Annotated in this window: 19 protein-coding genes; 12 read left to right on the top strand and 7 right to left on the bottom strand. The window is 73.9% G+C overall.

Annotation, left to right across the window (positions count from 1 at the left end):
• Positions 1-10: 10 nt before the first annotated feature.
• Together NJC10_RS09320 and NJC10_RS09315 are read right to left on the bottom strand one after the other, a co-directional pair.
• The gene (locus NJC10_RS09320; RefSeq protein WP_319076157.1) at positions 11-1,069 is read right to left on the bottom strand and encodes a DUF4192 family protein; all 1,059 of its coding nucleotides are present in this window, start codon (positions 1,067-1,069) and stop codon (positions 11-13) included.
• 37 nt (positions 1,070-1,106) lie between these two features.
• Complete coding sequence (locus NJC10_RS09315) at positions 1,107-2,096, bottom strand: PAC2 family protein (RefSeq protein ID WP_319076156.1); 990 nt, start codon at positions 2,094-2,096, stop codon at positions 1,107-1,109.
• 243 nt (positions 2,097-2,339) lie between these two features.
• Here NJC10_RS09315 and NJC10_RS09310 point away from each other — a divergent pair, with 243 nt between their 5' ends.
• The 4 genes from NJC10_RS09310 to NJC10_RS09295 all read left to right on the top strand — a co-directional run bounded on the left by NJC10_RS09310 (position 2,340) and on the right by NJC10_RS09295 (position 7,704).
• Entirely contained in the window at positions 2,340-3,875 is a 1,536-nt protein-coding gene (locus NJC10_RS09310; RefSeq protein WP_319076155.1) for a leucyl aminopeptidase, read from the top strand.
• 117 nt (positions 3,876-3,992) lie between these two features.
• Positions 3,993-5,372, top strand: a complete 1,380-nt coding sequence (lpdA, locus tag NJC10_RS09305; protein WP_319076153.1) for a dihydrolipoyl dehydrogenase — start codon at positions 3,993-3,995, stop codon at positions 5,370-5,372.
• A 108-nt stretch (positions 5,373-5,480) separates the two neighbouring features.
• Positions 5,481-7,343 carry a 2-oxoglutarate dehydrogenase, E2 component, dihydrolipoamide succinyltransferase gene (gene sucB / locus NJC10_RS09300; protein ID WP_319076152.1) on the top strand — a complete coding sequence of 621 codons (1,863 nt, stop codon included), beginning with the start codon at positions 5,481-5,483 and terminating at the stop codon, positions 7,341-7,343.
• 10 nt (positions 7,344-7,353) lie between these two features.
• Positions 7,354-7,704: a hypothetical protein gene (locus tag NJC10_RS09295; RefSeq protein ID WP_248115670.1), complete on the top strand. Its 351-nt coding sequence runs from the start codon at positions 7,354-7,356 to the stop codon at positions 7,702-7,704.
• Between the two features lie 86 nt (positions 7,705-7,790).
• Here the strand turns inward: NJC10_RS09295 and NJC10_RS09290 are convergent, their stop codons facing one another.
• On the bottom strand, positions 7,791-9,521 hold the full coding sequence (locus NJC10_RS09290) for a serine/threonine-protein kinase (RefSeq protein ID WP_319076150.1): 1,731 nt from the start codon (positions 9,519-9,521) through the stop codon (positions 7,791-7,793).
• 176 nt (positions 9,522-9,697) lie between these two features.
• Between NJC10_RS09290 and lipB the strand changes: the two genes are divergently transcribed.
• Genes lipB through NJC10_RS09275 form a run of 3 tightly spaced genes read left to right on the top strand, consistent with a single transcriptional unit; the run spans position 9,698 to position 12,237 of the window.
• Positions 9,698-10,399: a lipoyl(octanoyl) transferase LipB gene (gene lipB / locus NJC10_RS09285; RefSeq protein WP_319076148.1), complete on the top strand. Its 702-nt coding sequence runs from the start codon at positions 9,698-9,700 to the stop codon at positions 10,397-10,399.
• Entirely contained in the window at positions 10,396-11,403 is a 1,008-nt protein-coding gene (gene lipA / locus NJC10_RS09280; protein WP_319076146.1) for a lipoyl synthase, read from the top strand. The genes lipB and lipA overlap by 4 nt, the downstream gene beginning before the upstream one ends.
• A gap of 27 nt (positions 11,404-11,430) precedes the next feature.
• Complete coding sequence (locus NJC10_RS09275) at positions 11,431-12,237, top strand: DUF4191 domain-containing protein (RefSeq protein WP_248115674.1); 807 nt, start codon at positions 11,431-11,433, stop codon at positions 12,235-12,237.
• A gap of 85 nt (positions 12,238-12,322) precedes the next feature.
• On the opposite strand, the gene NJC10_RS09270 is transcribed toward NJC10_RS09275, so the two are convergent.
• Positions 12,323-12,838 carry an RDD family protein gene (locus tag NJC10_RS09270; protein ID WP_319076145.1) on the bottom strand — a complete coding sequence of 172 codons (516 nt, stop codon included), beginning with the start codon at positions 12,836-12,838 and terminating at the stop codon, positions 12,323-12,325.
• A 158-nt stretch (positions 12,839-12,996) separates the two neighbouring features.
• Between NJC10_RS09270 and glnA (NJC10_RS09265) the strand changes: the two genes are divergently transcribed.
• The gene (gene glnA, locus NJC10_RS09265; protein ID WP_248115676.1) at positions 12,997-14,421 is read left to right on the top strand and encodes a type I glutamate--ammonia ligase; all 1,425 of its coding nucleotides are present in this window, start codon (positions 12,997-12,999) and stop codon (positions 14,419-14,421) included.
• A gap of 207 nt (positions 14,422-14,628) precedes the next feature.
• On the top strand, positions 14,629-15,633 hold the full coding sequence (locus NJC10_RS09260) for an LLM class flavin-dependent oxidoreductase (RefSeq protein ID WP_319076143.1): 1,005 nt from the start codon (positions 14,629-14,631) through the stop codon (positions 15,631-15,633).
• Between the two features lie 15 nt (positions 15,634-15,648).
• Here NJC10_RS09260 and NJC10_RS09255 read toward each other — a convergent pair whose 3' ends face one another.
• On the bottom strand, positions 15,649-18,738 hold the full coding sequence (locus tag NJC10_RS09255) for a bifunctional [glutamine synthetase] adenylyltransferase/[glutamine synthetase]-adenylyl-L-tyrosine phosphorylase (protein WP_319076141.1): 3,090 nt from the start codon (positions 18,736-18,738) through the stop codon (positions 15,649-15,651).
• Between the two features lie 8 nt (positions 18,739-18,746).
• Positions 18,747-20,087, bottom strand: a complete 1,341-nt coding sequence (gene glnA / locus NJC10_RS09250) for a type I glutamate--ammonia ligase (RefSeq protein ID WP_319076139.1) — start codon at positions 20,085-20,087, stop codon at positions 18,747-18,749.
• Between the two features lie 39 nt (positions 20,088-20,126).
• Between glnA (NJC10_RS09250) and panB the strand changes: the two genes are divergently transcribed.
• Positions 20,127-21,011 (top strand): 3-methyl-2-oxobutanoate hydroxymethyltransferase, encoded by an 885-nt coding sequence (panB, locus tag NJC10_RS09245; RefSeq protein WP_319076137.1) that lies wholly within the window; start codon positions 20,127-20,129, stop codon positions 21,009-21,011.
• A 60-nt stretch (positions 21,012-21,071) separates the two neighbouring features.
• Here panB and NJC10_RS09240 read toward each other — a convergent pair whose 3' ends face one another.
• Positions 21,072-21,296, bottom strand: a complete 225-nt coding sequence (locus NJC10_RS09240; RefSeq protein ID WP_248115681.1) for an SPOR domain-containing protein — start codon at positions 21,294-21,296, stop codon at positions 21,072-21,074.
• Positions 21,297-21,332: 36 nt separating this feature from the next.
• On the opposite strand from NJC10_RS09240, the gene map reads away from it, so the two are divergent.
• Complete coding sequence (gene map, locus NJC10_RS09235; RefSeq protein WP_319076134.1) at positions 21,333-22,277, top strand: type I methionyl aminopeptidase; 945 nt, start codon at positions 21,333-21,335, stop codon at positions 22,275-22,277.
• 74 nt (positions 22,278-22,351) lie between these two features.
• Positions 22,352-23,161: a polyphosphate--glucose phosphotransferase gene (gene ppgK, locus NJC10_RS09230; protein ID WP_319076193.1), complete on the top strand. Its 810-nt coding sequence runs from the start codon at positions 22,352-22,354 to the stop codon at positions 23,159-23,161.
• Positions 23,162-23,182 lie beyond the last annotated feature (21 nt).

The raw sequence follows: 23,182 nt of genomic DNA, 5'->3' as shown, positions 1-23,182 counted from the left end.
CCGCGGGGCGTCACCGCCGCGGACCGGCCCGCCATGCGGTCTCCGGGGACGTCGCCCACCCCGCGACCAGGCCCGCTCCCGTGACGGCCCGCAGCACCGAGCCGAAGCGGTCCCTCGGGTCCAGCGCCTCGGCGGCCTCCAGGTGCGCGCTCGCCGCGGAGCCGTGGCCCCGTGCCCAGGAGACCCATGCCGCCACCGCGAGCGCCTGGGCCGCGTGGCGTGCCGGGGCGGTGCCCGCGATGCCCCGGCACGCCTCCCACAGGCGGTCGAGGGAGCGCCAGTCCGGCGGCTCCGGCGTCGAGGCCGTGAGGATCGGCTCCCGCGCGGCGCCGTCGGCGGCGGCGGCGTCCGGGCCGCACGCCGCCAGGACCACGAGGGCGTCGCGCCAGGCAGGGAGGACGAGCGGCCCGCCGAGGAGCTCGTGGTCCTGCGCGCACCCGCCGCGCAGCACGGTGCGCCACGCGTCCTGCCAGGCGGCCCGGCCGGCGGCGTCCTGTGGGTCCGGCGCCGGCCACCGCCGGGCGTCGGCGGGCACCGCCCGTCGCGGCGGCGGCACGAGGACGTCGCGGTCCCGCAGGCCCCACACGGAACCCTGGGCGAGCAGGTGAAGGGAGAGGACGCTGGACTCAGGGCTCACCGCGCGCGCCTGCGACGCCGTGCCCCGCCCGGGAGGCCACGGCCAGGCCCGCTCACCCGCGCTGCACCACGCCTCGGCCACCGGGATGTCCGCACGGCACAGGGCGTCCTCGAGAGCCGGCCACCATGGAGGCGCGGGGGCCGCGCCGGGCTCGGCCGAGGCGTCGAGCACCAGGGCCAGGACGGCGGTCGCCCGGGCGTCCCGCCGGCAGACGCCGGCCACGGTGCGCGCCCAGCGCCCCTGCGCGTCGGCATGCCCCGGCAGGTCCACCCGCACGACGGCGCGCAGGAGGCGGTGCTCGAGGGTCACGAGGACGAGGCTCTGCCGAGGAAGGGTGCCGAGGGCGTGGCCGACGTAGCCGAGGAGGTCGTCCACCCCGCGGGCGGAGAGGGTGCCGGGGGCGAGGGCGGGGGTGGGGGTGCACGGGTCCATGGCCCGATCCTGGGTCGGGCGCCCCCGCCGCCGGGGGTCAGTCGGTCGGATCGGTGGAGGGCGGACCGGGCCGGTCCTCCTGTGCAGGATCCGTCCGCGTCCAGGGGTGCACCGCCCCGTCCCGCTCCGCGAGGTAGGCCTCGACGGCGGAGGCGAGCGCGTCGCCGTCGGGCAGTCCCCCGTCGGTCTCCAGGAGCGAGCGCTCCTGGTCCTCGGCGTTCTGGTCGAAGTTCTTCTCGAGCCCCGTGATCATGGACCGGACCTCCTCCGAGTCCGCCACCTGCCGCTCGATCTCCGCCTCGATCTCCCGGGAGGCGTCCCGCAGCTCGTCCGTGGGGAGCATGAGGCCCAGCGCGGCGCCCGCGTACTCGAGTGCGGCCACCGCCGCCTGGGGGAAGGCCGCCTCGCCGAGGTAGTGCGGCACGTGCAGGGTGTACCCGGCCGTGGGGATGCCGGCCTCCTCCGCGCGGACCTCCAGCATCTGCAGCGCCCCGGAGACGATGTCCGCCTCAGGGCTCCACGTGGAGAGCCCGCCGACGGCGTCCTGGCGGGAGCCGTGGGTGGTCACCCCGAGGCGGCGGGTGTGCGGGACCGGCATGGGGGCGGCGTCGAGGAACGTGAGGGAGTCCACCTGCCACTCCTCGGCGAGCCCGAGCAGCGCGGCGGTGAAGCGCTCCCACTGGAAGTCCGGCTCGGGGCCGGCCACCAGCAGGAACGGGTGGCCGATCAGGTCCTCCACCACCTCGACCCGCAGCGAGGGCATGCGCAGGTCTCTGTATCGGTCCCGCTCGAACCGCAGCCGCGGGCGGCGGGCCCGATAGTCGAACATCTGGTCCAGGTCGAAGTCGGCGACGAGCCGGTGCGTGAGGTGCTCGCGCAGCGCCGAGCGCACCTGGAGGGCCACCCGACCCGCGTCCATGTGGCCCGTGAGCACGACCAGCATGCCCAGCCCCGGGGGGACGGCCAGGTCTGCGGCGCCCTCAGGCCCGCCGTCGTGACGTGTGTACAGCTGCGTGGGATCCTGCACCGCGCGCCCTCCCGGTTCGTCCTGCTCGATCTCGTCCTGCTGATGGTCTGCGGCGGACGCCCGTGGTCCCGGGCCCCGCCTCCGCCAGGGTCAACCTCCCCGACGGCCTCCCCTATTCCACCGCGGCGCGGCCAGGGGGCCGCCGGGGGCCGTGACTAGGATGACCGATGAGGGCCGCGTCACACGGGTGTCGCCGGCCCACCCGTCCCGCAGTCCCCGCCGAGAAGAGAAAGAGGCACCACCGTGATCGCACAGGACCGTCCGTCCCTGACCGCCCGCACCCTCGAGGACGTGACCGCGTCCGCCCTGGTGGTGGGGGTGGGCTCCGGACCGGACGGGCCGCTGCTGCTCACGGATGCCCTGCCGGCCGAGGCGGCCACCGCGCTCGAGGCCTCGCTCGAGCTGCTGGGCGTGCGCGGCGGCGCGGACGAGGTCCACCGCCTCCCCGGTGTCGGCGGCTCCCCCGTGCCCCTGCTCGTGCTCGTGGGCGTGGGCCCGCTGGACGAGGAGGGCGGCGTGAGCTCCGAGGCGCTGCGCCGCGCGGCCGGCGCCGCCGTGCGCTCCCTGGCCGGCACCGACGCCGTGGCCCTCGCCCTGCCGTCCGACTCCGCGGAGCGCCTCGCCGCCGTCGCGGAGGGCGCCGCCATGGGCGCCTACGCGTTCACGGCCCTGAAGTCCGAGGCCGTCCGCGAGGAGTCCCGCCGCTCCCGCCCGGTGCGGTCCCTCGAGGTCGTCACCGACCTGGGCGAGGACGTCGCCGGCCCCGCCCTGCGCCGCGCCGCCGTCGTGGGCGACGCCGTGTGCGCCGTGCGCGACCTCGTGAACACGGCCCCCTCACACCTCTACCCCTCCACCTTCGCGGACGCGGTGGAGCAGGACCTGGCCGGGACGTCCGTGGACGTCACCGTGTGGGACGAGGGGAGGCTGGCCGCCGAGGGCTTCGGCGGCATCCTGGCGATCGGCCAGGGCTCCTCCCGTCCGCCGCGCCTCGTGCGCCTCGAGCACGCCCCGGAGGGCGCCGCCGCCCACATCGCCCTCGTGGGCAAGGGCATCACCTTCGACACCGGCGGCATCTCCCTCAAGCCGGCCGCCTCCATGATGACCATGAAGTCGGACATGGCCGGCGCCGCCACCGTGTTCGCCGTCGTCCGCGCCGCGGCCGCCCTCCAGCTGCCCGTGAAGGTCACGGGCTGGCTGGCCCTCGCGGAGAACATGCCCTCGGACACCGCCATCCGCCCCTCCGACGTCGTGACCATGTACGGCGGCAAGACCGTGGAGATCATGAACACGGACGCCGAGGGACGCGTCGTGATGGCCGACGCGCTCGTCGCCGCCACGGACGAGCGCCCCGACGCCGTGCTGGACATCGCCACCCTGACCGGCGCCCAGCTCGTCGCCCTCGGCACGCGCTACACCGGCGTGATGGGGGACGAGGCCCTGCGCGCGGAGGTCGTGGCGGCGGCCGACCGCGTGGGCGAGCTGGCGTGGGCCATGCCCATCCCGGAGAACCAGCGCGCCTCGCTGGACTCGCGCGTGGCGGACCTCTCGAACATGGGCGACAAGTTCGGCGGGATGATGACCGCCGCCGCCTTCCTGCGCGAGTTCGTCGACGCCGGCCGCGACGCCGCCGAGCGCGCCGAGAGCCCGACCCCGTGGGCCCACCTGGACATCGCCGGACCCTCCTTCAACGACGCCGCGGCCCACGGCTACACCCCCCGCGACGCGACCGGCGTGATGGTGCGCACCCTGGTTGGTCTCATCGCAGGACGCGCCGGGTAAGGTGGGCTCCGACGTCCGTCCCCCGTCCCGGTCCCGGCTCTGTGCCGGGCCGGCGGGGAGGCGGTGACCAGCAGGGATCCCCTGCTCCACCCACTCCCAGCACAAGGAGCATGACAAGTGGCCGATTCGGCAACCGCTCAGGAATTCGACGTCCTCGTCCTCGGCGGTGGCTCCGCCGGGTACGCGGCAGCCCTCCGGGCCGTCCAGTACGGCATGACCGTCGGCCTGGTCGAGAAGGCCAAGCTCGGCGGCACCTGCCTCCACTGGGGCTGCATCCCCACGAAGGCCTACCTCCACGCCGCCGAGGTGGCCGACGAGACCCGCCACGCCGAGAAGTTCGGCGTCAACGCCACGCTCGAGTCCGTGGACATGGCGAAGGTGCGCGACTACAAGGACGGCATCGTCGCCGGCAAGCACAAGGGCCTCACCGGCCTCATGAAGATGCGCAAGGTCCAGGTCATCGAGGGTGAGGGCAAGCTCGTCTCCCAGGACGAGATCGAGGTCGACGGCACCCGCTACAAGGCCAAGAACATCGTGCTGGCCTCCGGGTCCGTCTCGAAGACGATGGGCCTGCCGATCTCCAAGAAGATCATGACCTCCACCGAGGCCCTGGAGCTGGACTACACCCCCAAGTCCGCCATCGTGCTCGGCGGCGGCGTCATCGGGTCCGAGTTCGCCTCCCTGTGGAACTCGTTCGGCGTGGAGGTCACCATCATCGAGGGCCTGAAGAACCTCGTGGCCAACGAGGACCCCGCGATCATCAAGATCGTGGAGCGCGAGTTCAAGAAGCGCGGCATCAAGAGCAGCCTCGGCACCTTCTTCGACAAGGTCGAGGAGACCGAGTCCGGCGTCAAGGTGACCCTGGCCGACGGCAAGGAGTTCGAGGCCGAGGTGTGCCTCGTCGCCGTGGGCCGCGGCCCGAACACCGAAGGCCTCGGCTTCGAGGAGCAGGGCATCACCCTGGACCGCGGCTTCGTCATCACGAACGAGCGCCTCCACACCGGCGTGGGCAACATCTACGCCGTCGGCGACATCGTGCCCGGCCTGCAGCTCGCGCACCGCGGCTACCAGCAGGGCATCTTCGTCGCCGAGGAGATCGCGGGCAACAACCCGATGGTCGTCGAGGACATCAACATCCCGAAGGTCACCTTCACCGATCCCGAGATCATGTCCGTGGGCTACTCCCAGCCCAAGGCCGAGGAGAAGTTCGGCAAGGACAACGTCGAGGTCGCGGAGTACAACCTGGCCGGCAACGGCAAGTCCTCCATCCTCGGCACCGGCGGCATCATCAAGCTGGTGCGCCAGAAGAACGGCCCCATCGTCGGCGTCCACGGCGTGGGCAAGCGCATCAGCGAGCAGATCGGCGAGGCGCAGCTCATCGTGAACTGGGAGGCCTACCCGGAGGACGTCGCCCAGTTCGTGCACGCCCACCCGACGCAGAACGAGTCGCTCGGCGAGGCCGCGATGGCCCTGTTCGGCCACCCGCTGCACGGCTGACCGACCGAGCCAGACCCTTGACGGGGCCGTCCGACGGTCCCACCCACCCACCCCGGCGCGGCGGCGATCCGCAGCCGCCGCGCCACCCCCGTGAGGAGAGACGGTCCCATGTCCGAAACCGTGAACCTGCCCGCCCTCGGTGAGTCCGTCACCGAAGGAACCGTGACCCGCTGGCTGAAGGCCGTCGGCGACGAGGTCGCCGTCGACGAGCCCCTGGTGGAGATCTCCACCGACAAGGTCGACACCGAGATCCCGTCCCCCGTGGCCGGCGTGCTCGAGGAGATTCTGGCCGACGAGGACGAGACCGTCGAGGTCGGCGCCCCGCTGGCGACCATCGGCGACGGCTCCGGCTCCGCGCAGTCCGACGACGCCCCGTCCGAGGAGCCCGCCGAGGCCGAGGAGCCGGCCGCCGAGGAGGCCCAGGAGGACGAGCAGCAGCAGGAGCCCGCCGGTGAGCCCGCTCCCGAGGAGCGCGCCAGCACCGAGGCGGACCAGCAGTCCTCCGGCGGCCAGGCCGGCGAGGCCACCGAGGTGACCCTCCCCGCCCTGGGCGAGTCCGTCACCGAGGGCACCGTCACCCGCTGGCTCAAGGAGGTCGGCGACGACGTGGAGGTCGACGAGCCGCTGCTCGAGGTCTCCACGGACAAGGTCGACACCGAGATCCCATCCCCCGTGGCCGGCACCCTGGTGGAGATCAAGGCCCAGGAAGACGAGACCGTCGAGGTCGGCGCCGTGCTGGCGCTCGTGGGCTCCGGCTCCGGCTCCGCCGGCGGCTCGCAGCCCTCGTCGGACGCCTCGTCGGACGCCTCCCCCGCCGGGGACGAGGCCACCCCGGAGGAGATCGAGGACGCCGCCACCAAGGCCGCGGTCCCGACCGAGACCGAGGAGGCCGCCGAGGACGCCGGCACCGAGCCCGCCGCCGAGGCCCCCGAGGAGTCCGCCTCCGAGAAGGCGATCGAGCAGGAGTCCTCCGCGAAGGAGTCCGGCGAGGCGAAGGCCGAGCCCTCCGCGACCGAGCCCGGCCAGGGCTACGTCACCCCGCTGGTCCGCCGCCTGGCGCACCAGAACGACGTCGACCTCTCCACGGTGCGCGGCACCGGCGTGGGCGGCCGCATCCGCAAGCAGGACGTCCTGGCGGCCTCGCTCGCCAAGAAGTCCTCCGGTGACGAGGCCACTGCCCCCGCCGAGTCCGCCGCCCCGGCCGCCTCCTCGGCCCCGCAGGCCGCCGCGTCCTCCGTGGACCCCTCGGTCCGCGGCGAGACCGAGAAGGCCCCGCGCATCCGCCAGGTCATCGCCCAGCGCATGCGCGAGTCCCTGGACCTCTCGACGCAGCTGACCCAGGTGCACGAGGTGGACATGACCCGCATCGTGCAGCTGCGCGCCAAGGCGAAGTCCTCCTTCCAGCAGCAGTCGGGCGTCAAGCTCACCTACCTGCCGTTCATCACGAAGGCCGTGGCCGAGGCGCTCAAGCAGCACCCCAAGCTGAACGCGTCCTTCTCCGAGGACAACAAGGAGATCACCTACCACTCCTCGGAGGACATCGCGATCGCGGTGGACACCGAGAAGGGCCTCCTGGTGCCCGTCATCAAGGACACCGGCTCGCTGAACCTGACGGGCATCGCGCAGAAGATCGCGGACGTGGCCGAGCGCACCCGGACCAACAAGATCTCCGCGGACGAGCTCTCGGGCGGCACCTTCTCCATCACGAACATCGGCTCCGTGGGCGCCCTGTTCGACACGCCGATCATCAACCAGCCGCAGGTGGGCATCCTGGGCACCGGTGCGATCGTGAAGCGCCCGATGGTGGTGGCCGACGCCGACGGCAACGACACCATCGCCATCCGCCACATGATGTACCTGTCCCTGACCTACGATCACCGCCTCGTGGACGGCGCGGACGCCGGACGCTTCCTCCAGACGCTCAAGCAGCGCCTCGAGGCCGGCGAGTTCGCTCCCGAGCTCGGCCTCTGAGGGGACCGTCATGGACGTCCTGACCACCATCCTGGTGACGATCCACGTGGTCTCGGCCGCGGCGATCGTGGGCGGCTGGTTCGCCCACTTCCGCAACCCCACCGTGACCGCCTCGCAGTGGATCGGCTCGATCGGCATGATCCTCACGGGCATCGCGCTCTTCGGCGTGGCCATGGCCACGTGGGAGGACCCGAACCACATGAAGCTGGGGATCAAGTTCCTGATCGGCGTCATCGTGTTCGTGGCCGCCCTGCTGGGTCGGCGCCGCCTCAACCGCGGCGAGGCCGTGCCCACCGGCCTGGCCCACGCCGTGGGCGGCCTGGGCCTGGTCAACATGCTGATCGCGCTGCTCTGGCACTGATCCGCCTCTGCGGCTGAGCCGCGTTCACGCCGTGTGCCCCGAGGAGAGATCCTCGGGGCGCACGGCGTTCCCCGTCCCCGGACGGCTCAGCGAGGGTCCACCCGTTCCACGCGCCACCGCGTCCCGTCCGCGCGCAGGGTCAGCTCCACGGCCTCTTCTCGCTCCTCCACGTCCCCGACGACGGCGCCGGCGCCGTCCTGCACCGCGTGCGCACTCGTGACGATCCGGGCCGGCACCCGCAGCGCATCCCCCTCGACCTCGGCGGCCCCGTCTGGCTCCACGGACACCGTGAGCCCGGCGAACGCGTAGCCGCCGCCGGCCAGGTCCCGCTGCACCGCGGCGTCCCTGCGCCACGCGGGACTGCCCGGAACGGCGTAGGCCTCCAGCCGCTCCGCCCGCGGGTCCTCGAGCGCGGCCGTCCGCGCGCGGCCCACCCCCGCCAGGACCTCCTCGAGCGCGACGGCGTCCTCCGACAGCTCCTCCGGGCGGGCCGAGGCCTCGGTGCCGGTGGACGGGTCCCCGGGTGCCTCCCCGGAGGCCGCCCCCGACACCCCGTGCCGGGTGGACGACGCCGCAGCGTCCGGTGGCCGGCCGGCCGCACTCGACGAGGGCGGGGTGCCCGACGCGGGGGCGGCACTCGCCGGCGCCGACGGCGCCGCCGGTCCCTCTCCCTCCCCGGCCGCGGGGCCGTCCGCGGTCCGGTGCAGCACGGCGCCCGCCACGGCCAGCCCCGCCAGGAGCGCGACGGCCCCCGCCGCGAGTCCCACGGCCGGTCCAGGCGCCCGTCGGCGTCGCCGGCCCACCGCACCTCGGCCCCCGGTCCGCCTCCGCCGTCCGTGCCTCGTGCCCGGCCCTCCGCCGCCGGGCAGGAGCGTGGGCAGCAGGTGGGCCACCTCGATCGGAGCCGCCTCGTGGAGGGGAACGGGCTCCGGAGCGGCGGCCGCGTAGGCGGCGGAGGCGCCCTCCAGGGCGCTCGGCCTGCCCGCGGGGTCGGGGTCGAGCGCCGCGTCCAGCAGGATCGCGAGCTCCGGGGGGACCTCCGGCACGAGCACGGGCAGCGGCGCCCGGCTGCCGTGGGGCCCGGGCGCCCGCCCGGTCAGCGCGAACCACCCCAGGGCGGCCCACGAGAACACGTCCGACGCGGCGGTGGGGCGGACCGGCGCAGCGGCCCGCTCCCCGTCCGCTGGCGCCTCCGCCTCCTGCAGCGCCCGCAGCACCTCGGGCGCCGCGAACCCGGGCGTGCCGCCGACACCCTGGGCTCCCCCGACGACGCGCGCCACCCCGAGGTCCGCGAGGGCCGGGCTGCCGTCCACGCCGAAGAGCACGTTGCCCGGGGAGACGTCCCCGTGGACGATCCCGTGCTCGTGCAGCCGGGCCAGGGCCTGGGCCATGGGCACGAGGATGGTCACCGCCTGGCCCGGGGTGAGCGGCCCGGCCTCGCGCACGAGGTCCGCGAGCGACCCCGCAGGCCGATGCTCGCTCAGCATGCCCGTGCCCTGGTCCGTCGGCACGGTTCCCAGCACGGCGACGAGGTGCGGATGCCGCACGTGCGCGAGGGCAGCCGCCTCCGCCGAGAGCGAATCCCCCGCGGCCGGGGAGCGGGGCACCTTGAGGGCGGCCTCGCCCCCGGCGGCGTCCCGGACCAGCCACACGCGAGCCTGGGACCCCTCGCCCAGCAGCCGCACGGCCTCCCAGCCGGGGACCCGGGGAGCGCCGTCCTCGGCCGCGTCCTCCGGCGCCGCCCCCGGCTCCGCTCCCGCGGGATCCAGGCGCCCGTACCGAGCCTCGGGCCCCTCGCCCCCTCCGTGCGCCCCCATCGCGCGCTCCCCTCCCGATCCCTCCGACCGCCTCCGACAGGCGCCCGGGAGGGCCTCCTCCGGCCCCCGCCACCATCGTGCCTCCTCCAGGACCCGCGAGCCGGGTTGTCCACAGGCCGAGGCGGACCCGTCCCTCCGCGCCCGGCTCCCGGGGCCCGAGGGATACAGTGGACGGCATGTCCGACCCCCTCCTCCCTCCCCTGCGCGTGCTCGGCCTGGCCCCTGACCTCGTCGACTACCACGCGGCATGGGACCGCCAGAAGTCGCTCCACGACGACGTCGTCGCCGGCCGCTCCGCGGGCGAGTTCCTGCTCCTGGAGCACGCCCCGGTGTACACCGCGGGCCGCCGCACCGAGGACCACGAGCGTCCCGCCGACGGCGCCCCCGTGGTGGACGTGGACCGCGGCGGGAAGATCACGTGGCACGGCCCCGGCCAGCTGGTCGGCTACCCCGTGGTGCGCCTGAAGGACCGCGCGCACGTGAAGGACTACGTGTGGTTCCTGGAGGAGCTGCTGATCCGCACGGCCGCCGCGTACGGCGTCACCGCCGTCCGCGTGGACGGCCGGGCCGGCATCTGGGTCCTCAGCGACACGGACGCCGACGGCGCGGCGCGCCCGGACCGCAAGCTCGGCGCCATCGGCCTGGCCATCCACGACGGCGTGTCCACCCACGGCTTCGCCCTGAACTGCTCCAACTCCCTCGCCCCCTACGCGGGCATCATCGCGTGCGGCATCGCCGACGCCGCCACCACCACGCTCACCGAGGAGACGGGCCGGACCATCACGCCGGCCGACGTCGTCCCCGTGCTCACCCGCCACCTGGAGGAGCTCGGCCCCCGGTACATCGCCGTCACCCCCACGGAAGGACCCACCGCATGAGCACCGCACCCGAAGGACGCCGCCTGCTGCGCGTCGAGGCCCGCAACGCCGAGGTCCCCGTGGAGCGCAAGCCCGAGTGGACCAAGGCCAAGGTGCACATGGGCCCGGAGTACATCTCCCTGAAGAACAAGGTGAAGGGCTCCGGCCTGCACACCGTGTGCGAGGAGGCCGGCTGCCCCAACATCTTCGAGTGCTGGGAGGACCGCGAGGCCACGTTCCTCATCGGCGGCGACATCTGCACCCGGCGCTGCGACTTCTGTGACATCGCCTCGGGCCGTCCGCTCCCCCTGGACATGGACGAGCCGCTCAAGGTCGCCGAGAACATCCGGGAGATGGACCTGCGCTATGCCACCGTCACGGGCGTGGCCCGCGACGACCAGAAGGACGGCGCCGCGTGGCTCTACGCGGAGACCATCCGGCGCATCCACGAGCTGAACCCCGGGACCGGCGTCGAGATCCTGCCCCCGGACTTCGGGGCGGTCCCCGAGCTCGTGCAGCAGGTCTTCGACGCCCGCCCGGAGGTCTTCGCCCACAACCTGGAGACCGTGCCGCGCATCTTCAAGCGCATCCGTCCCGCCTTCACGTACGAGAAGTCCCTCCGCGTCCTGACGATGGCCAAGGCGGACGAGCTGGTGACGAAGTCCAACCTCATCCTGGGCATGGGCGAGACGGACGAGGAGATCGACCAGGCGCTCGTGGACCTCCACGAGGCCGGCTGCGACATCATCACGATCACGCAGTACGTGCGCCCGTCCAAGCTCCACCACCCGATCGACCGCTGGGTGAAGCCCACCGAGTTCGTGCAGTGGTCGGAGCGCGCCGAGCAGATCGGCTTCACGGGCGTCATGGCCGGCCCCCTCGTGCGCTCCTCCTACCGCGCCGGGAAGCTCTACGCGCAGGCCATGGAGCGCCTCGGCCGCACGCTGCCCGCGAACCTCACCCACCTCGCCGGCGAGCGGACCGCGCGCCAGGAGGCCTCGGCCGTCGTCGCGCGGATGTCCTGATCCGGCCCCGGTAGACTGGACCCCGCTATGGCCAAGAACACGCAGACCCCCTCGCCCTCCGCCGGATCCACCTCCCTCAAGGAGGTCAAGGCCATGCAGCGCGAGCGGCGCCGCCAGATGAAGGTGGACGCGAAGGCGGACCGCCGGCGCAAGCGCTCCTCCGGCGGCCCCGGCATCCTCACGCAGCTCAAGCAGGTCTTCGCCATGACCCGCCAGCACAACCCGAAGGTCGTGCTGTGGATGGCGCTGGCCTTCTCGGCCGCGCTGGTGGTGGGCCTGGTCATCGGCCTGCTGCTGCACAACTGGATCACGTGGCTGCTGATCGCCATCCCCTTCGGCGTGCTCGCCGCGGTGATCGTGATGAACCGCCTCGCGGAGCGGGCCATGTTCGCCCAGCTCGAGGGGCGTCCCGGATCCGTCGGCGCCGCCCTGTCCACGCTGCGCCGCGGCTGGATCGTGCCCGAGCAGCCCGTGGCCGTGAACCCGAAGACCCAGGACGTCGTGTACCGCGCGATCGGCCGCCCCGGCGTCGTGCTCGTCACCGAGGGCCCCGCCCCGCGCCTGGCGAAGCTGCTGGCCAAGGAGGAGCGCAGCCTCGAGCGCTTCCTGCCCAACGTGCCCGTGCACGTGGTGCAGGCCGGCAACGGGGAGGGCCAGACGCCCCTGCACCTCGTGCCCAAGACGCTGAAGTCCATGAAGAAGACGCTCACCGACCAGGAGGTCAGCGCGATCGACAAGCGCCTGTCCGCCCTGAACACCTCCCGCCCTCCGATCCCCAAGGGGATCGACCCGATGCGCGCCCGCGCCGACCGCCGAGGCATGCGCGGCCGCTGAGGCCCGCTCGGTGCCACGTCCGGACCGGACGCGACAGGGGCGGCCCACCAGCACGGTGGGCCGCCCCTGTCGCGTCTCGGCGCGCTCACATGCGGATCTCGACGGTGCCCGCCACGCGGTCATGCATGCCGCGCCCATCGGGGTCCACCACGACGGCGGGCAGCACGAGGCACAGCAGGACCGTCCGGACGAGGACGCGGTGGACGGGCGCGGTGCGGCCGCCCACGCGCACCACCTGGGTGCGCAGCAGGGCCTTGCCCACGGTGGTGGCCAGCAGGGAGATCCCGACGACGTGCATCACCGCGAAGACGAGCAGCGTGGCGATCGCCTCACCGCCGAACACGAGGTTCGAGACGACGAGGGCGAGCGCCCAGTCGATGCACAGCGCCCCGAATCGGCGGGCCGCCGTCGCCATGGAGGCCGGACCGCGCTGGGGGAGGCCGAGGAGGTCGCCGGGCCACCGCCCCGCCGCGCGGCCGCCGCCCGGGCCGTCCACCCACCCCGCGAGGTCCGCGCGCGTGATGAGCGGCTCGGCGCGGTCTCCGGCGTCGCGCCGGGACTCGTCGGGCCGGTCAGGGGGGTCGGTCGCTCGGTGTGCCACCCCTCCAGCGTAGTCGTCGCCCGGCGCGCCACAGCAGTCACGAAGAGTCTCTGGCTACGCTGGAACGTCGCCCCCTGAGTAGTCTGGAGGGCGTCGGCCGGCGGGCCCGGGTGTCTGCCGGCGCCCCCGTTCCGTCCCAGGAAGGCCAGGAGAGAACCGTGTTCACCTCCCCCGCAGAAGTCCTCGCGTACATCGAGCAGGAGGGTGTCGAGTTCGTCGACATCCGCTTCACCGATCTGCCGGGCATGCAGCACCACTTCAACGTCCCCGCCTCCTCCGTGGACGAGGACTTCTTCGTCACGGGCCAGCTGTTCGACGGCTCCTCCATCCGCGGCTTCGCCGGCCTGGCCGAGTCCGACATGCAGCTCATCCCGGATGTGGAGACCGCCTACCTGGACCCGTTCCGCGTGCGCAAGACGCTCGCCATGAACTTCTCCATCGTGAACCCCCGCACCGGCGAGCCCTACCGCCGCGACCCCCGCGGCGTGGCCCAGCGCGCCGAGGCCTACCTCACCTCCACGGGCATCGCGGACACCGCGTTCTTCGCCCCCGAGGCCGAGTTCCACGTGTTCGACGACGTGCGCTGGGAGTCCTCCGCGCGCGGCGCCTCCTACGCCGTGGACTCCGAGGAGGCCTACTGGAACACCAACCGCGTGGAGGAGGGCGGCAACCTCGGCTACAAGACGCCCAAGCAGGGCGGCTACTTCCCCGTCTCCCCCACGGACAAGCAGGCCGACCTGCGGGACGAGATCTGCACGATGCTCGCCGAGGTGGGCCTGACGGTGGAGCGCTCCCACCACGAGGTGGGCTCGGCCGGCCAGGCGGAGATCAACTACCGGTTCAACACCCTCACCCACTCCGCGGACGACCTGCTGAAGTTCAAGTACGTCGTGAAGAACGTCGCCGACATGTTCGGCAAGTCCGCCACCTTCATGCCGAAGCCGGTCTTCGGCGAGGCCGGCTCGGGCATGCACTGCCACCAGTCGCTGTGGATGGGCGGCGAGCCGCTGTTCTACGACGAGAAGGGCTACGCCAACCTCTCGGACACCGCGCGCTGGTACATCGGCGGCCTGCTGCACCACGCCTCCGCCGTGCTGGCGTTCACCAACCCGACGGTGAACTCCTACCGCCGCCTCGTGCCCGGCTACGAGGCCCCGGTCTCGATGGTCTACTCGCAGGGCAACCGCTCCGCGGGCATCCGCATCCCGATCACCGGCTCCAACCCGAAGGCCAAGCGCCTCGAGTTCCGCGCCCCGGACGCCTCGGGCAACCCCTACCTCGCGTTCGCCGCGCAGCTGATGGCCGGCCTGGACGGCATCCGCAACCGCATCGAGCCGGCCGAGCCGATCGACAAGGACCTCTACGAGCTGCCCCCGGAGGAGGCCGCGGACATCCAGAAGGCGCCCACGAGCCTCGAGGAGGCGCTCGCCGCGCTCGAGGAGGACCACGAGTTCCTCCTCGCCGGTGACGTGTTCACCGAGGAGATCATCCGCACCTGGATCGACTACAAGCGGGAGAAGGAGCTCACTCCGCTCTCGCTGCGGCCGAACCCCTACGAGTTCGAGCTGTACTACTCCTGCTGACCCGCGCCTCCGCGCGGTCCACGACGCCGGCCGGTCGTCTCCCCCAGGGAGGCGGCCGGCCGGCGTCGTGCCCGGGGAGGGCGGCACCGGGCGTGCAGCACTCGGCCTGAGACGTGGAGCACGGGGCGGGGCACCGCTGGAATAGCCGGGCCCCCGCGGACGCTCCACGAGGGGAGAGCACTGCCCGCCTACCGCCCGAGGAGCACCATGACCGAGACGCCTGACCCCACACCCCTCCCGCTGTCCCTCCTGGACCTCGCCGTGGCCCGCCCCGGCGAGGGGGCCGGCGAGGCCATCGCGCAGTCGGTGCGCCTGGCGAGCGTGGCCGAGGAGGAGGGCTTCCGCCGTGTCTGGTACGCAGAGCACCACAACATGCCCGCGATCGCCTCGTCGGCGACGTCCGTGCTGATCGCCCACGTGGCCGCCCGGACGAGCACCATCCGCCTGGGCAGCGGCGGCGTCATGCTGCCCAACCACTCCCCGCTGGTGATCGCGGAGCAGTTCGGCACGCTGGCCGAGCTCCACCCGGGCCGCATCGACCTCGGCCTCGGCCGCGCCCCCGGCACCGACCAGCGCACCCTCCAGGCCCTGCGGCGCTCGCCCGATGCCGCCGAGCACTTCCCGCAGGACGTCCTGGAGCTGCAGGGCTACCTGAAGGGCGAGAGCCGGATCCCCGGGATCGACGCGTACCCGGGCAAGGGCACCGACGTGCCGCTGTACATCCTGGGCTCCTCTGCGTTCGGCGCCCAGCTGGCCGCCCGCCTCGGCCTGGGGTACGCGTTCGCGAGCCACTTCGCCCCGCAGATGCTCGAGCACGCCGCTCGGGTCTACCGCGAGCACTTCCAGCCCTCGGCCGACCTGGCCGAGCCCCACTTCATCGCCGCCGCGAACGTGATCGCGGCAGACACCGAGGAGCAGGCGCAGGCGCAGTGGGAGCGGGCCAAGCGCGACCGCATCCGCATGATGCTCGGCCGCGGCCGCACCCTCGGCGACGACGAGGTCGAGATGCTGCTCGACTCCCCCGCCGGCGAGCAGGTGCTCGGCATGCTCGCGCGCACCGCCGTGGGCACGGGCGAGACCGTGGCCGCCTGGCTGCGGGACTTCGCCGCCGGTGTGCAGGCCGACGAGGTGATCGTCACGACGGCGGCCCCGGACCCAGCCGTGCGCGAGCGCACGCTGCGGATCCTGGGCGAGCACGTGGTCCGCGGCTGAGCCCGGGCGCGCCAGTCAGAGCCCGTAGAACCGCGTCTCGAACACGGAGCGGGCCCGCCGGGTGACCCGCAGGTAGCGCTCCTCGAACGCCGCGGGGCCCGCGTTGCCGTCCGCCCCGCTGAGGCGGGCGATCGCGGCGAGGTCGCGCGCGTTCGTGGGCAGCACGTCCCCGGGCTTGCCGCTCCACAGCACCGTGGCGGCGCGGATGCGGCTGGCCAGGAGCCAGGCCTCCTCGAGCACGCCGGCCTCGGCGTCGGGGAGCAGGCCGTGCCGGGCGAGGGCCCGCAGGGCGGGCAGGGTCGAGGTCACACGCAGGTCCTCGACCTCGGGCGCGTGGCGCAGCTGCAGGGACTGCACGAGCCACTCCACGTCGGAGAGCCCTCCGCGGCCGAGCTTGACGTGCCGGGCCGGGTCGGCGCCGCGGGGCAGTCGCTCGGCCTCCACGCGCGCCTTGATGCGGCGGATCTCGCGGGCGTCGGCGTCGGTGAGACCCTGGGCGTGGCGCACGGAGTCCGCCCAGCGGCGGAACTCGTCGGCCAGCCCGTCGTCCCCGGCCACGGGCCGGGCGCGCAGCAGCGCCTGCCGCTCCCACACCTCCGCCCAGCGCCGGTAGTACTCCCGGTACGAGTCCAGGGTGCGCACGAGCGGGCCCTGCCGCCCCTCGGGGCGCAGGTCCGAGTCCACCTCGAGCGGCCTCTCCCCCGGCAGGGGCGGCGCCGCCGGCTGCTTCAGCAGGGAGACCACGTGGCGGGCCACCGCCTCCGCCTGGGCACCGGCGGCCTCGTCGTCCGCTCCCGGCCGCGGGCGGTGCACGAACATCGCGTCGAGGTCGGAGCCGTACATGATCTCGCGTCCGCCCTGGCGGCCCATGGCCACCACCACGACGTCGGTGAGGGGCTCCTGCCCCTGCGTGGCGGCGTGCACGGCCACGCGCAGCGCCCCGGCGACGGCCACCTGGTCGATGTCGGCGAGTGCCGCCCCGATCGTCTCGAGGCCGAGCTGCCCGGACATGTCCGCGAGCGCCACCCGCAGGATCTCGCGCTGGCGGATCTGCCGGACGTGGCGGATCGACTGGGCGGGGGACCCGTCGTCGCCGTGCCGGTCCAGGCGGGCGGCGACCTGACGCCACAGCGTCGCGGAGCCGCGGGGCTCCAGCTCACGGTCCTCCCCGACCCACGCCACCGACTCGGGGGCGTGCTCGAGGAGGTCGCCGACGAACCGCGAGCCGGCCAGCACGAGGCACACGCGCCGGGCAGCCTCCCCCGAGTCCCGCAGCATGCGCAGGAACCACGGCGAGGTGCCGAGGGCCTCGGAGAGGCGCCGGAAGGCGAGCAGCCCCGCGTCGGGGTCGGGCCCGTCGGCGAACCAGCCCAGCATGGCCGGCAGCAGCTGGCGCTGGATGGCCGCGCGTCGGGAGACGCCCTGCGTGAGCGCCTCGATGTGGCGCAGGGCGCCCTTCGGGTCGCGGTAGCCGAGGGCGGCGAGACGTTCGCGCACCGCGTCCGCGGAGAGGCGCACCTCGTCGTCGGAGAGCGCCGCCGTGGTGGAGAGCAGGGGACGGTAGAACACCGTCTCGTGGAGCGAGCGCACGTGGCGGCGGACGGCTCCGAAGCGCTCCCTCAGGCCCTCGGCCGCGGAGGGCTCCGTGCGCCCCGCGCCGCGCAGCGAGCGGGCGATCACGCGCAGGGCGTCGTCCTTGGCCGGCAGGAGGTGGGTGCGGCGCAGGTGCACGAGCTGGATGCGGTGCTCGAGGGCACGCAGCCAGCGGTAGTGCTCCTCGAACGCGGCGGCGTCCGCGGTGCTCATGTAGGAGGCGGCGTGGAGGGCCGCCACGGCGTCGAGGGTGCCCCGCACCCGCACGGACTCGTCCGCGCGGCCGTGCACCAGCTGCAGCAGCTGGGCGGTGAACTCGACGTCGCGCAGCCCGCCGGCGCCGAGCTTGATCTCCCGGTCCCGCTCGGCGGGCGCGATCGTGTCCAGCACGCGCCGGCGCATCGCGCGGACGGCGTCCACGAACCCCTCCCGCGCGGAGGACTCCCACACGCGCGGCCACACGGCCTCCACGTAGCGCTCGCCGAGGGCGCGGGAGCCGGCGATCGGGCGTGCCTTGAGCAGGGCCTGGAACTCCCAGCCGTGCGCCCAGCGGCGGTAGTACTCCACGTGGGAGTCCACGGTGCGGCTGAGCGCGCCGTCCTTGCCCTCGGGGCGGAGGTTCGCGTCCACCTCCCACAGGCCCGGCTCGGGGGCGGCGCCGGTGATGACGCGCGAGATCCCTGCGGCCAGCTCGGCCGCCACGGAGGCGGCGCCGCCGACGGGCGCGGCGTCCTCGGCCACGTCGTGCACGAACACCACGTCGACGTCGGACACGTAGTTCAGCTCGCGCGCCCCGCACTTGCCCATCCCGATGACGGCGAGCTCGACCCCGCGGGCGGCATCCCCGTCGCGAGCGACCACCTCGGCGCGGGAGACGGCGAGGGCGGCGTCGATCGCCGCACCGGCCAGGTCGGCCAGCCACGCGCCGACGGCCGGCATCACGGCGGACGGGTCGGGCGCGGCGAGGTCCGCGAGCGCGATCGCGGTGAGCTGGCGGCGGTACGCCCGGCGCAGCGCGACGGCGGCGTCCGCCCCCGTGAGCCCGGCGCAGGGCCGCTCGGCGTCCGGGTCCGCCTCGACGGCCGCGAGCAGCAGGCGGCGCAGGTCCTCGCCCGGGGCGGTGTCCGGCCCGTCCCCGTGCTCGAGGCCGGTGAGGGCGGGGGCCGTGGCGGCTGCGCACTCCGGGTCCAGCACGAGGTCGAGGTGCTCGGGGCACCGGATGAGGAACTCGCCCAGGGCGTCGGAGGCGCCGAGCAGGCGGACGAGGCGCGTCGCGTGGTCCGGGTCGGCCAGCGCGGTGTGGACGCGCGGCTCGCGATCGGCCAGGCGCACCCAGAGCAGCAGGGCCCGGTCCGGGTCCGCGGCATGGCAGAGCACGTCCACGAGCGGCCCCACGTCGACCCCCTGGAGCTCGGGGGACTCGAGGAGGCCGACGGCGCGGGGCACGGCCTGCACACCCGCGCGCGTCAGGGTGCGGCGGTGGGGGCTGCCGGACGGGGGCAGGCTCGGCATCGTCGGCCTCAGAGGGCGCTGAGGTAGCGGCGCAGCTCGTAGGGGGTGACCTCGACGCGGTAGTCGTCCCACTCCTGGCGCTTGTGGCGCAGGAACGCGTCGAACACGTGCTCGCCGAGCACGGAGGCCACGAACTCGGAGTCCTCGGCCAGCCGCAGGGCGTCGTGGAGCGTGCCGGGCAGCGGGGTGTGGCCCAGCACGCGGCGCTCGTGGGGGCTCAGGGCGCTCACGTCGTCCGAGGCCGGCTCCGGCAGCTCGTAGCCCTCCTCGATGCCCTTCAGCCCGGCCGCGAGCAGCAGCGCGTAGGTGAGGTAGGGGTTGGCGGAGGCGTCGATCCCGCGGTACTCGATGCGGGCCGAACCGGCCTTGTCCGGCTTGTAGAGGGGCACGCGGACGAGCGCCGAGCGGTTGTTGTGGCCCCAGGACACGTACGAGGGGGCCTCGCCCCCGCCCCACAGGCGCTTGTACGAGTTCACGAACTGGTGGGTGACGGCGCTGATCTCCTCGGAGTGCCGCAGCAGGCCCGCGATGAAGCTGCGGCCCGTCCTGGAGAGCCGGAACTCGTCCGCCGGGTCGTAGAACGCGTTGGCGTCCCCCTCGAACAGGGAGAAGTGGGTGTGCATGCCCGAGCCCGGGTGCAGCGCGAACGGCTTCGGCATGAACGTGGCGTAGCTGCCCTGCTGCGCGGCCACCTCCTTGACCACGGTGCGGAAGGTCATGATGTTGTCCGCGGTGGTCAGGGCGTCCGCGGCGCGCAGGTCGATCTCGTTCTGGCCCGGCCCGTTCTCGTGGTGGCTGAACTCCACCGAGATGCCCATCTCCTCGAGCATGGTGACGGCGTCGCGCCGGAAGTCCTGCGCCTCTCCCCCGGGCACGTGGTCGAAGTACCCGGCGGTGTCCACCGGCTGGGGCTGGCCGTCCGGGCCGAGCTCCGAGCTCTTGAGCAGGTAGAACTCGATCTCCGGGTGCGTGTAGCAGCTGAAGCCCATGTCCGAGGCCTTCTCCAGCACGCGCCGCAGGGCGTGGCGGGGGTCGGCCGGGGCGGGGGCGCCGTCCGGGGTGAGGACGTCGCAGAACATGCGGGAGGTCTGCCCCTGCTCCCCCCGCCACGGGAGGATGGTGAAGGTGGCCGGGTCCGGCTGCAGGAGCATGTCCGACTCGGAGATGCGGGTGTAGCCGTCGATCGAGGAGCCGTCGAAGCCGAGGCCCTCCGTGAACGCGGACTCCACCTCGGCGGGGGCGAGGGCGACGGACTTGAGGGTGCCCACCACGTCGGTGAACCAGAGGCGCACGAAGCGCACGTCCCGGTCCTCGATGGTGCGGAGCACGACATCCTGCTGACGATCCATGCCGCCCACTCTATCCACGCCCGCCGTAGACTCCGGGGCATGTCCGCCACCCCCTCCGCCACGCCCGCCCCCGAGTCCCCGGCCCCCTACGGCGGCGCCGCGCCCGCGTCAGCCGGCCCGCCCGCGCGCTGGCGCACGGTGCACCTGCAGCGCGCGAAGGACGAGGGCCGGCGCTTCGCGATGCTCACGGCCTACGACGCGATGACGGCCGCGCTCTTCGAGGAGGCCGGCGTCGAGGTGCTCCTGGTGGGCGACTCGGTGGGCAACACGGTCCTCGGCCATCCCTCCACCCTGCCCGTGACCCTCGACGAGATGGTGCTCTTCTCCGCGGCCGTGGTGCGCGGAGCGACGCGCGCGCTCGTGGTCGCCGACCTGCCGTTCGGCTCCTACGAGGCCTCCCCGCAGCAGGCGGTGGCCGCGGGCGTGCGCCTCATGAAGGAGGCGGGTGTGGCGGCCGTCAAGATGGAGGGCGACGAACGCTTCGCCGAGCACGTCGCCGCGCTGACCGCGGCCGGCGTCCCCGTGATGGCGCACATCGGCTTCACCCCGCAGTCCGAGCACGTCCTCGGGGGCTACCGCGTGCAGGGCCGCGGCGAGGGGGCCGTCGAGCGCATGACCGCCTCAGCACGGGCACTCGAGGAGGCGGGCGCCTTCGCCGTGCTCATGGAGATGGTGCCCTCGGACGTGGCCGCCGCCGTCGACGCCGCGGTGCGCGTGCCCACCGTGGGCATCGGTGCGGGGCCGGGGACCACGGGCCAGGTGCTCGTGTGGCAGGACATGCTCGGCCTGCGTGAGGGGCGCATGCCCCGGTTCGTGAAGCAGTACGCGCAGCTGCACGCGGTCATGGGCGAGGCGGTGCGCGCCTTCCGCGCGGACGTGCTCGAGGGCTCGTTCCCGGCGCCGGAGCACGGGTTCGAGGGCTGAGACGCCCCTCTCGGCCCACCCTGGCCGGGTGGGCCGCGACGGGCCGGGTGCCGGGACGGCTCAGCTCGCGTCGTCGAGCGGGTTGGCATTCCACTTCTCGTCGTGGTCCTCGGCCTCGTCGAAGGCCTCGTTGCGGGCCTGGACGCGGGCCAGCGCGGACTCCGCCTCGGCACGCGAGGCGTACGGGCCGAGGAGCTCCTTCCAGTTGGACTGGGCCCCTTCCTCCACCTCGTGGGTGCGGACGTTGAAGTAGTACTCCCGAGCGGTGCTCACGTCGTCGTTCATGCGGGCCACCCTAACGGGGCCGATACGCTGGAGGACATGTCCGATCGCCAGAGCCCCGCCGCCCCGTCCAGCCACAACGGCCCCCGCCCCGCGGGGCCCCCGGCGCCGGAGCCGGGCTCGAGGGCCCCGGTGGGCACGCTCGCGCCGGGCGTCCTCTCCCCCGCCCCTCCCGTGCCCGCCGCGATCCCGCGCCCCGAGTACGTGGGGAAGGCCACGCCGGACGAGGGCCACGCCTCGGACGTGTACGACGCCGCCGGGATCGAGCGCATCCGCACGGCCGGACGGCTCGCCGCGCAGGCCATGGAGGCCGCAGCCGCGCACATCGCCCCGGGCGTCACCACCGACGAGCTCGACCGCGTGGCCCACGAGTTCCTCGTCTCCCACGGCGCCTACCCCTCGTGCCTGGGCTACCGCGGCTTCCCCCGCTCCATCTGCACCTCGCTGAACGAGGTCATCTGCCACGGCATCCCGGACGGCACCGTCCTGGAGGACGGGGACATCGTCAACCTGGACATCACCGCCTACGTGGACGGCGTGCACGGCGACCACAACCGCACCTACCTCGTGGGCGAGGTGGACGAGGAGTCCCGCCTGCTCGTGGAGCGCACCGAGGAGGCCCTGCGGCGCGGCATCAAGGCCGTGAAGCCGGGCCGGCAGGTCAACGTGATCGGCCGGGCCATCGAGTCCTACGCCAAGCGCTTCGGCTACGGCGTGGTGCGCGACTTCATCGGTCACGGCGTGGGCACGGACTTCCACTCCGGCCTGGTCATCCCGCACTACGACGCCGCGCCCCTGCACGACACCGTCATGGTCCCGGGCATGGTGTTCACGATCGAGCCGATGATCACCCTCGGCACCATCGAGTGGGACCAGTGGGACGACGGCTGGACCGTGGTCACGCGGGACCGCCGGCGCACCGCGCAGTTCGAGCACACGCTCGTGGTCACCGACGACGGCGCGGAGATCCTCACCCTCCCGTGAGGGGTGTCCGTACACTGGCGCACGTGAGCAACCTCGAAGCCTCCCCCCCTGACCAGCCCGGCACCGAGCAGTCCGTGAAGGACCCCGGGGCGTCGAAGTACCCGACCGTGCTCGGCGTCGACATCGGCGGCACCGGCATGAAGGGCGGCCTCGTGCGCCTCGGCACGGGCCCCAAAGCCGGGACGCTGCGCGGGGACCGCTTCCGCATCGCCACGCCGCAGCCGGCCATGCCGCTGCCCGTGGCGGAGACCCTCGCGGCCATCACGGCCCAGCTGGACCGGCGGGAGAAGGCCCCCGCGCCGGACTCCCCGATCGGCGTGTGCTTCCCCTCGATCGTGCGCGGCGGCGTGTGCCGCTCGGCCAACAACATCGACCCCTCCTGGATCGGCACGGACCTGCGGTCGATGTTCGAGGAGCGGCTGGGCCGCCCCGTCACCGTGGTCAACGACGCCGACGCCGCGGGCCTGGCCGAGGCCCGCTACGGCGCGGGACGCGGCCACGAGGGGCTCGTCCTGGTCATCACCCTCGGCACCGGCATCGGAGGGGCGATGATCAACGACGGGGTGCTCGTGCCCAACTTCGAGGTCGGCTCCATGGAGCTCGACGGCGTCATGGCCGAGACCCGGGCGTCCGCGAAGGCCCGCGAGCGCGACGGCCTGAGCTGGGCCGAGTACGCGGTGCGCCTGCAGCGCTTCTTCTCCCACGTGGAGCGGATCTTCTCCCCCGACCTGTTCATCGTGGGCGGCGGCATCTCCAAGCGCCCCGACGACTACCTGCCCCTGCTGCGGCTGGACACCCCGATCATCCCGGCGCAGCTGCAGAACAACGCGGGCATCGTGGGCGCCGCGCTCGCGGCCCACGGCTCGGCGGCCGACCACACCTGAGCCCCGGCCGGTGAAGACACC

It is taken from the genome of Micrococcus sp. M4NT, assembly GCF_033790745.1.
Taxonomy (GTDB): domain Bacteria; phylum Actinomycetota; class Actinomycetes; order Actinomycetales; family Micrococcaceae; genus Micrococcus.
Note: the sequence above shows the minus strand (reverse complement) of the source record. Positions and strands in the feature narration are given on the sequence as shown.